7 protein-coding genes are annotated in these 7,926 nt (G+C 72.4%); 5 read left to right on the forward strand and 2 right to left on the reverse strand.

Annotation, left to right across the window (positions count from 1 at the left end; genetic code table 11):
• Nucleotides 1-69 precede the first annotated feature (69 nt).
• From ACFW9Z_RS35750 to ACFW9Z_RS35770, 5 genes are all read left to right on the forward strand, one after another.
• Nucleotides 70-1,407, forward strand: coding sequence for a hemolysin family protein (locus tag ACFW9Z_RS35750; RefSeq protein ID WP_384647829.1), 1,338 nt, complete (start codon nucleotides 70-72; stop codon nucleotides 1,405-1,407).
• On the forward strand, nucleotides 1,404-2,420 hold the full coding sequence (locus tag ACFW9Z_RS35755; RefSeq protein WP_384647831.1) for a hemolysin family protein: 1,017 nt from the start codon (nucleotides 1,404-1,406) through the stop codon (nucleotides 2,418-2,420). The genes ACFW9Z_RS35750 and ACFW9Z_RS35755 overlap by 4 nt, the downstream gene beginning before the upstream one ends.
• A 117-nt stretch (nucleotides 2,421-2,537) precedes the next feature.
• A complete protein-coding gene (locus ACFW9Z_RS35760; protein WP_384647833.1) occupies nucleotides 2,538-3,158 on the forward strand; it encodes an L-threonylcarbamoyladenylate synthase in 621 nt (206 codons plus the stop codon).
• Between the two features lie 6 nt (nucleotides 3,159-3,164).
• Entirely contained in the window at nucleotides 3,165-3,794 is a 630-nt protein-coding gene (locus ACFW9Z_RS35765; RefSeq protein WP_384647835.1) for a hypothetical protein, read from the forward strand.
• An 88-nt stretch (nucleotides 3,795-3,882) separates the two neighbouring features.
• Nucleotides 3,883-4,107, forward strand: coding sequence for a hypothetical protein (locus ACFW9Z_RS35770; RefSeq protein ID WP_015606418.1), 225 nt, complete (start codon nucleotides 3,883-3,885; stop codon nucleotides 4,105-4,107).
• A 109-nt stretch (nucleotides 4,108-4,216) separates the two neighbouring features.
• Here ACFW9Z_RS35770 and ACFW9Z_RS35775 read toward each other — a convergent pair whose 3' ends face one another.
• Both ACFW9Z_RS35775 and mptB read right to left on the reverse strand, forming a co-directional pair.
• Nucleotides 4,217-5,878: an ABC-F family ATP-binding cassette domain-containing protein gene (locus ACFW9Z_RS35775; RefSeq protein ID WP_384647838.1), complete on the reverse strand. Its 1,662-nt coding sequence runs from the start codon at nucleotides 5,876-5,878 to the stop codon at nucleotides 4,217-4,219.
• Between the two features lie 331 nt (nucleotides 5,879-6,209).
• Nucleotides 6,210-7,850, reverse strand: a complete 1,641-nt coding sequence (gene mptB, locus ACFW9Z_RS35780) for a polyprenol phosphomannose-dependent alpha 1,6 mannosyltransferase MptB (protein ID WP_384647840.1) — start codon at nucleotides 7,848-7,850, stop codon at nucleotides 6,210-6,212.
• Nucleotides 7,851-7,926: the final 76 nt, after the last annotated feature.

The following is a 7,926-nucleotide window of genomic DNA, read 5'->3' on the forward strand; positions in this document are numbered from 1 at the left end:
AATGGGTGAGCCTCCCAGTACGAACCGTGTCATCCCTGCCCCGGCACACCAGGGGACGGAGGTGACACGGTGAGCGAAGTACTCCTGCTCCTTCTCGCCCTCGGTCTGACTCTGGCGTGCGCGGTGTTCGTCGCGGCCGAGTTCTCGCTGACCACCATCGAGCGCGGCGAGCTCGAACGGGCCGCGCAGGCTGGTGAGCGCGGCGCCGAGAGCGCCCTCAAGGCCGCCAAGCGGCTGACGTTCCAGCTGTCCGGCGCCCAGCTCGGCATCACCGTGACCTCCCTGGTCATCGGCATGCTCGCCGAGCCGTCCATCGCCGTCCTCCTGCGCGGCCCCCTGGAGTCGGCCGGACTGCCGACGGGCGCCGTGTCCACGGTCGCCACCCTGCTCGGTGTGGCGCTGTCCACCGTCGTCCTCATGGTGATCGGTGAGCTCGTCCCGAAGAACTGGGCGATCTCCAGCCCGCTCGCCGTCGCCAAGGTGGTCTCCGGCCCGCAGCGCGCCTTCACGGCCTGCTTCGCCCCGTTGATCCGCCACCTGAACAACACCGCCAACCGCGCCGTGCGCCGACTGGGCCTGGAGCCGGCCGAGGAGCTCGCTTCGGCCCGTACGCCGCAGGAGCTGATCGCTCTCGCCCAGCACTCGGCCCGTCAGGGCGCCATCGAGCAGGACTCGGCGGAGCTCTTCGTCCGCACCCTGCACCTGGCCGAGCTGTCCGCCGAGAACGTGATGACGCCCCGGGTGGACGTACGGGCCCTGGAGGCCCACGCCACCGCGGCCGACGCCGCCAACCTCACGCTGGCCACCGGCCTGTCCCGCTTCCCGGTCTACCGCGACAGCCTGGACCAGGTCATCGGTACGGTCCACATCCGCGACGTCCTGGCCCTGGACGAGTCCGAGCGCGCCCGGACCCCGGTCACCGCTCTGGCCACCGAGCCCCTCCTCGTACCCGATTCGCTGCCCGTGGACCGGCTGCTCGCGCAGATGCGCCGGCACCGGACCATGGCGGTCGTCATCGACGAATACGGGGGCACGGCGGGGGTCGCCACCGTCGAGGACATCGTCGAGGAGGTCGTCGGAGAGGTCCGCGACGAGCACGACCCGCACGAGCGCCCCGACCTGGCACCGGCCGAGCCGCTCGGCGACGGCCGCCAGGTCTGGGAGGCCGAGGGCAGCATCCGGCTGGACCAGCTCGACCGGATCGGCTTCTCCGCGCCGGAAGGCCCGTACGAGACGCTCGCCGGTCTCCTCGCCAACCAGCTGGCCCGCATCCCCGTCCGCACGGACCGGGTGGAGGTCGACGGCTGGCAGTTCGACGTGCTCGACATCGAGCACCACCGTGCCGACCGGGTGCGCGTCACGGCGCCCGCACCGGCCCTGAGCCTCGTGGAGGAGGACGCCCGATGACCACCGTTCAGCTTCTCATCGGCGCGCTCACGCTCCTCACGAACGCGTTCTTCGTCGGCGCGGAGTTCGCCCTGATCTCCGTACGCCGCAGTCAGATCGAACCGCAGGCCATACAGGGCAGCAGGCGGGCCAAGAGCACGCTGTGGGGCCTGGAGAACCTGTCGGCCGCCATGGCCACGGCCCAGCTCGGCATCACCATCTCCTCCCTGGTGCTGGGTGCCGTCGCCGAGCCGGCCATCGCGCACCTGCTGGAGCCGCCGTTCGACGCGATCGGGGTGCCCGGCCCGCTGGTCCACCCGATCGCCTTCATCATCGCGCTGACCCTGGCGACCTATCTCCACATGCTCATCGGCGAGATGATCCCGAAGAACATCGCGCTCGCCGCGCCCACGGCGACGGCCCTGGCGCTGGGTCCGGCCCTGGTCGGCCTGACCCGGGCGCTGCGACCGGTCATCTTCGGTATCAACGCGTTCGCCAACATGCTGCTGCGGCTGCTGAAGGTCGACCCGAAGGACGAGGTCTCCTCGGTCTTCACCGACGACGAGCTGGTCCGGCTGGTGAAGGACTCCAGTGATGCCGGTCTGCTCGCCCCGGCCGACGGCGAGCGGCTGCGGGACGCCCTGGAGCTGGGCACCCGGCCGGTCGGCGAGGTGATGGTCCCGCTGAACCGGACCGTCACCGTCGACCTCGGCATCACCGCGCAGCAGCTGGAGCGGGCGGCGGTCGCCTCGGGCTTCTCCCGGCTGCCGGTGACCGGGCCGGACGACGGAGTGCTGGGGTACCTGCACATCAAGGACGCCCTGGGGGTCGCGGAGCGCACCAAACCGCTGCCCACGAGCACGATCCACCCGGTCATCCGGGTCGAGATCGACACCCCGCTCGACGACACCCTCACGGCGATGCGCGCCGCCGGTACGCACCTCGCCGCCGTCGCCGGGGACAAGGGGACGGTCATCGGCTTCGTGACGATGGAGGACGTCCTGGAGGAGCTGGTGGGCCCGGCCACGGTCTGACCCCCATGAAAGTCGTACGAAGGTGAGCGGGAAGGCGGTCCGGCCCGTGCCGGACCGCCTTCTCGTCGTCGCCCCCGTCGGCCGGACGGGCCGACCCGGAGCACGTAAGCTCGGCGGATGGCCAAGTACTTCGACGTGCACCCCGAGAATCCCCAGCCGCGCACCATCAGCACGGTGGTCGACAGCATCCGTTCCGGTGCGCTCGTCGCGTATCCGACCGACTCCTGTTACGCGCTGGGCTGTCAACTGGGCAACCGCGACGGCATCGCCCGTATCCGGTCGATCCGCAACCTCGACGACCGCCACCACTTCACGCTGGTGTGCCACGACTTCGCGCAGCTCGCGCAGTTCGTGCGCGTCGACAACGACGTGTTCCGGGCGGTCAAGGCGGCCACGCCCGGCAGCTACACCTTCATCCTCCCGGCGACGAAGGAGGTGCCCCGCCAGCTCCTGCACCCGAAGAAGAAGACGGTCGGGGTACGGATCCCCGACCATGCCGTCACCCAGGCGCTGGTGACCGAGCTCGGCGAGCCGCTGCTCTCCAGCACCCTTCTCCTGCCGGACGAGGAGGAGCCGCTGACGCAGGGCTGGGAGATCAAGGAACGGCTCGACCACGAGGTGGACGCCGTGATCGACTCGGGTGACTGCGGTACCTCGCCCACCACGGTCATCGACTTCTCCGGTGACGAGCCGGAGATCGTACGCCGGGGCGCCGGCGACCCGTCGCGCTTCGAGTAGGCGGCCGTGGCGGGCGAGCGGCTCCGGTTCGACGGCTGGATCGCCGGGGTGGGCACCGCCTCGGGGACCCGGCTGGTGGTGGGGCACTGGCCCCGGTCGCCGTTCGGTGCGTTCAGCGATGTGATGGTCCAGCGTCCCGACGGTGAGCGGGTCCTGCTGGCTCCCTCGCGGCGGGTCGCGGAGTTCGTCTCCGCCACGTACCACTTCGAACGGATCGACGTCGTTCCCGTCGCCGTGACCGTCTCCGGTGCCGTCTCCGGGGCCGAGTGGCGTGTGGCGGCGGGCGGGCTGGAGCTGTGGCTGCGGACCGGGCGGAGGTCCGCCTTGGGCCTGGTCCTGTCCGCCGTGCCCGCCCCGCTCGCCCGGAGCCGCACCTGGGCGGCGCTCTGCGACGTACCGGCCCGGCTGATGCCCGGCGTACGCACCCTGGGCAGCGCGGGGTCGGGACGGCGCGAATGGTACGGGGCACGGGGGCTGTGGCCCGTCCGGGAGGCGCGTGCGGTGCTGGACGGGACGGACCTCGGTGCGCTCGCCCCGCTCGAACCGCCGGTGGACTTCGGCTTCGGTTCCGCGCCGCGTACGCCGTCGCTGGTCCGCGTCACAACAACGGTGGAACTGACGGCGACGGCACGATGAGCCCCGTGGGCGGCCGCCCACGGGGCACGGGCTGCGCAGGGCGGTTCGCGGGGATGCGGGTGCGGCGGGCCCGTCGCAGGGTGGAGCCATGGCTAATCCCCCGATCGTCATCCACCGGCCGACCCCCTCGGGCGGCCGCCGGGTGACCGTGCACTACGAAGGCCGGGACGAGATACTCGGGCTGGCCCACAGCGATCACGACGTCATCGTGTTCCTGAGCGAGGCGGGCCTGGAGGAACCCGACCGGATACTCGACAACCCGGTCTGGGTGGAATGGCGCGGTGGGCGGGCCCACCGCTACGAAGCGGCCTGAGGGCGCCCCCGTACCGCGCCCTCCCCCGCACCGCCCCGCGCCCCGGGAACCCGCTGCCTTCGCCGGACGGCCGGATCAGTCGAACGGCTGGATCAGTCGGACGACCGGATCAGTCGGCCCCGGCTCCCCCGAGCAGCTCGCGGACCTCCTCGGCGCTCGTCTCGTGGAGTCCGTCCGAGAGCAGGATCCAGCGGGTGATGCCGATCGAGTCCAGGAAGGCCAGGTCGTGGCTGGCGACGAGGAGCGCTCCCTCGTAGGACGACAGGGCGCTGGTCAGCTGCCGCACGCTGGCCACGTCCAGGTTGTTGGTCGGCTCGTCGAGCATCAGCAGCTGGGGGGCGGGGGCGGCGAGCATGGTTGCCGCGAGGGCGGCGCGGAACCGTTCCCCGCCCGAGAGGGTGCCCGCCGGCTGTTCCGCGCGCGCTCCCTTGAAGAGGAACCGTGCGAGCTGGGAGCGGATCTGGTTGTCGGTGGTGCCGGGGGCCGTGCGGGCCACGTTCTCGGCGATGGTCAGCGTGTCGTCGAGCACGTCCAGGCGCTGCGGCAGGAACCGCAGTGGTACGGAGACGGTGGCATCGCCCGACAGCGGCTCCAGCTCGCCGGTGAGCGTGCGCAGCAGGGTGGTCTTGCCCGCCCCGTTGCGGCCGACCAGGGCGATGCGCTCCGGGCCGTGCACATGGAGGCTGCCCTCGCGCAGCCTCCCGTACGGCAGGCTCAGCTCGTGCAGGGTGAGCACCGTGCGGCCGGTGGGCACGGCGGTGTGGGGCAGGCTCACCCGGATCTCGGCGTCCCGGCGGATCGCCTCGGCCGCCTCCTCCCGCCGCTCGCGGGCTTCGTCGAGCCGGTCCTCGTGCAGCCCCCGCAGCCGGTCGCCGGACTCCTGGGCGGAGCGCTTGCGTGCTCCCGCGACGATGCGCGGGGCCTTGCGCTGGGCGTCCAGCTTCTTGTCGTGGCGCTGACGGCGGGCCACCTTGATCCGGGTCTCCTCCAGTTCGCGCTGCTGGCGCCGTACGTCGGCCTCGGCGGAGCGCAGCATCCGTCCGGCCGCCTCCTGCTGGGTGGCGAGGGCCTCCTGGTAGTCGGACCAGCCGCCGCCGTACCAGCTCACGGAGCCCGAGCGCAGTTCGGCGATGCGGTCGACCCGTTCCAGGAGGTCCTGGTCGTGGCTGACGACGACGAGGACGCCCGTACGCCAGGAGTCGACGGCCTCGTAGAGCCGGCGGCGGGCGAACAGGTCCAGGTTGTTGGTCGGTTCGTCGAGGAGGAGGACGTCCGGGCGCTCCAGCAGCAGGGCGGCCAGGCGGAGCAGGACGGTCTCGCCGCCGGACAGCCGGCCGACCGTGCGGTCCAGGCCGACGGAGCCCAGTCCGAGTGAGCCGAGGGTGGCCAGGGCGCGTTCCTCGACGTCCCAGTCGTCGCCGACGGTCTCGAAGTGCTCCTCCCGCACATCCCCCGACTCGATGGCGCGCAGGGCGGCGCGCTGCCCGGCGATGCCGAGGGCCGCGTCGACCCTGAGGTCCGTGTCGAGGGTGACGTCCTGGGGCAGGTAGGCGAGGCTGCCGCCGACCGTGACGGAGCCCTGGGAGGGGTGCAGCCCTCCGGCGAGCAGGCGGAGCAGGGTGGACTTGCCGGTGCCGTTGGTGCCGACCAGTCCGGTACGGCCCCGGGGAACGGTGAGGGAGAGTCCGTCGAAGACGGTGGTGCCGTCGGGCCACCGGAAGGTCAGGCCGGAACAGGCGACGGAGGCGCTGGGCGCGGTGGGATGGCTCATAGGGGTTACTCGCAGTCTCAGGCACGGGGAAGGGGGCTTCGTGTGCGAGCAGCACGCGGCGACCGGGCCGGAGAGACCGGGGAGGGTGGGGGTGAGCGGTCCTGCGGAAAAGCGGGGACGGCTCAGCACCGAGGTCGCATCCACGCGGGGATCACGGGCGGCAGATGTGCCGACAGCGTCGTGACCGGTGTACGGGCGGGCCGTACCGCGTGATGATCGCGGACCTCAGATGCGCAACGTCCACCTCTATCGGAGACAACAGGACGTGATCAGCGTAGCGGAGCCCTGCGCGGGGCGTCGAGCGGATATTTACGCGGTGTCCTGCGGCTGTCTACGCGGTGCCCTGCGGTGCCTCGGCGGGACGCGGGGCGGGCGCGGGTCCGGTGGCGCGCGGTCCGGGCAGTTCGGCGGCTTCCGCGCGGAGCGGGTTCCGGCGGACAACGAGGGTGGCGACGACGGCTGCGACCGCGGCGAGGGCGAACCCGAAGGGCGGGGTGGAGCCCGTGGGGTGGGTCTCGTACACGAGCGCCGCCGACAGCACGACGAGGACCGTGGTGACCCGGCCCTGCTGCTGGGTGGCGGCCACGACGACCAGCCCCCACAGGAGGTACCAGGGCTGGACCATGGGCGAGAGGGCGACCAGAGCGAGCAGGGCGAGGCCCAGGGCGTGGACCGGGGGCAGGTGGCCGTTCATCGCCTTCCGGGCCAGGAGGAGGATCAGGACGACCGCCGCCGCCAGGCCGAGGGTCTGCACGGCGGACTTGACCGGTTCGGGGTCGGTGCCCAGGAGGAGGCGGCCCAGTTCGCCCAGGCCCAGGCCGAGGTCGCTGACGACGGAGAGCGCGGTGTGGATGTTGCCCGCGACGCCCTGGGTCCGGAGCCAGCCGAAGCCGGTGCCGCTGACCAGCGTGGCCGAACCGGCGACCGCGCACGCGACGAGGCCGGGCGCGATGAGTCCCTTGGCCCATCGGCGGAGCTGCGGGCCGGTCGCCGACGCGTGCACGGTGACGCCGATGAAGAGCAGCGATACGGCGGCCGGGGACTTGACCATCATCGCGAGTCCGACGAGGGCGCTGCCCGCCACCCATCTGCCGCGCAGCGCGAGGGCCAGTCCGGCCAGCATCAGGCCGATCATCAGACCGTCGTTGTGCATACCCGCGACGACGTGCATCAGCAGGAGCGGGTTGAGCGCCCCCAGCCACAGGGCGCGGCTCTCGCTGCGGCCGTGCTCACGGGCCAGCCGCCGCAGGGCCCAGACGATGAGGACGAGCGAGGCCAGCGCGATGAGCCGCATCGCCAGGACGGCGGGAACGATCGTGCCGCCGGTCACCTTGGCCACGGCGGCGGACAGCAGGAGGAAGAGAGGGCCGTACGGGGCCGGGGTGTCGCGCCAGTGGTTGCCGACGCTCGCCGCCGCGTCGCCGCCGATTCCGGCGGGATCCAGGCTGGAGGGGCCGACGCTGTAGACGTCGAGGCCCTCGACGACCATCGCGCCCTGGGCTATGTAGCTGTAGACGTCGGCGCTGTAGAGCGGGGGCACCAGCAGGAACGGCGCCGTCCACCAGGCGAGGGTGACCAGCGTTTCGCGTACCGAGGACGCGGTTCTGCCGTACTGCCACCAGGCGACGACGAGGACGGTCAGCCCGATGTAGGCGAGGACGGCGGCGGCCGTCCGCACGGTGAGGCCGTGGTCGATCCAGAGGCCCCAGGGGTCGTGGGCCGGCAGCTTTCCGGAGATCCAGCCACCCACGGCGGCCGCCAGGGCCCCTGCCGCACCCAGCCGACGGTGTCCGACAGCGCTCAAAGCCCACATGACCGGAGAATCTATCGGACGGCGTGACGCTGCCGTTCCCCTCCCCCCGCCCATCCGTCCGTCCGGGCGTTCCCGCGCGGCGGTGCCCGGCGCGGCATCCGCGTGGAGCGCGACGGGCCGCGCGGAGCCGGTCCGGCCGTTCCTAGGGCCTGTCGTCAAACTGCCGTCGTCGCCCGAAGGGCGGCCGCGCGGCGCATGGTGCGTGCGATCGCAAGGCGCCGGAATGGTCTCGTAG

Source organism: Streptomyces sp. NPDC059452 (genome assembly GCF_042750035.1).
Lineage (GTDB): Bacteria > Actinomycetota > Actinomycetes > Streptomycetales > Streptomycetaceae > Streptomyces.

What these genes read in the sequence shown, in the direction of transcription:
- ACFW9Z_RS35760 (WP_384647833.1), top strand. Translation starts at nt 2,538, where the DNA reads ATGGCCAAGTACTTCGACGTGCACCCCGAGAATCCCCAGCCGCGCACC.
- ACFW9Z_RS35770 (WP_015606418.1), top strand. Translation starts at nt 3,883, where the DNA reads ATGGCTAATCCCCCGATCGTCATCCACCGGCCGACCCCCTCGGGCGGC.
- ACFW9Z_RS35775 (WP_384647838.1), bottom strand. Translation starts at nt 5,878, where the DNA reads ATGAGCCATCCCACCGCGCCCAGCGCCTCCGTCGCCTGTTCCGGCCTG.
- ACFW9Z_RS35755 (WP_384647831.1), top strand. Translation starts at nt 1,404, where the DNA reads ATGACCACCGTTCAGCTTCTCATCGGCGCGCTCACGCTCCTCACGAAC.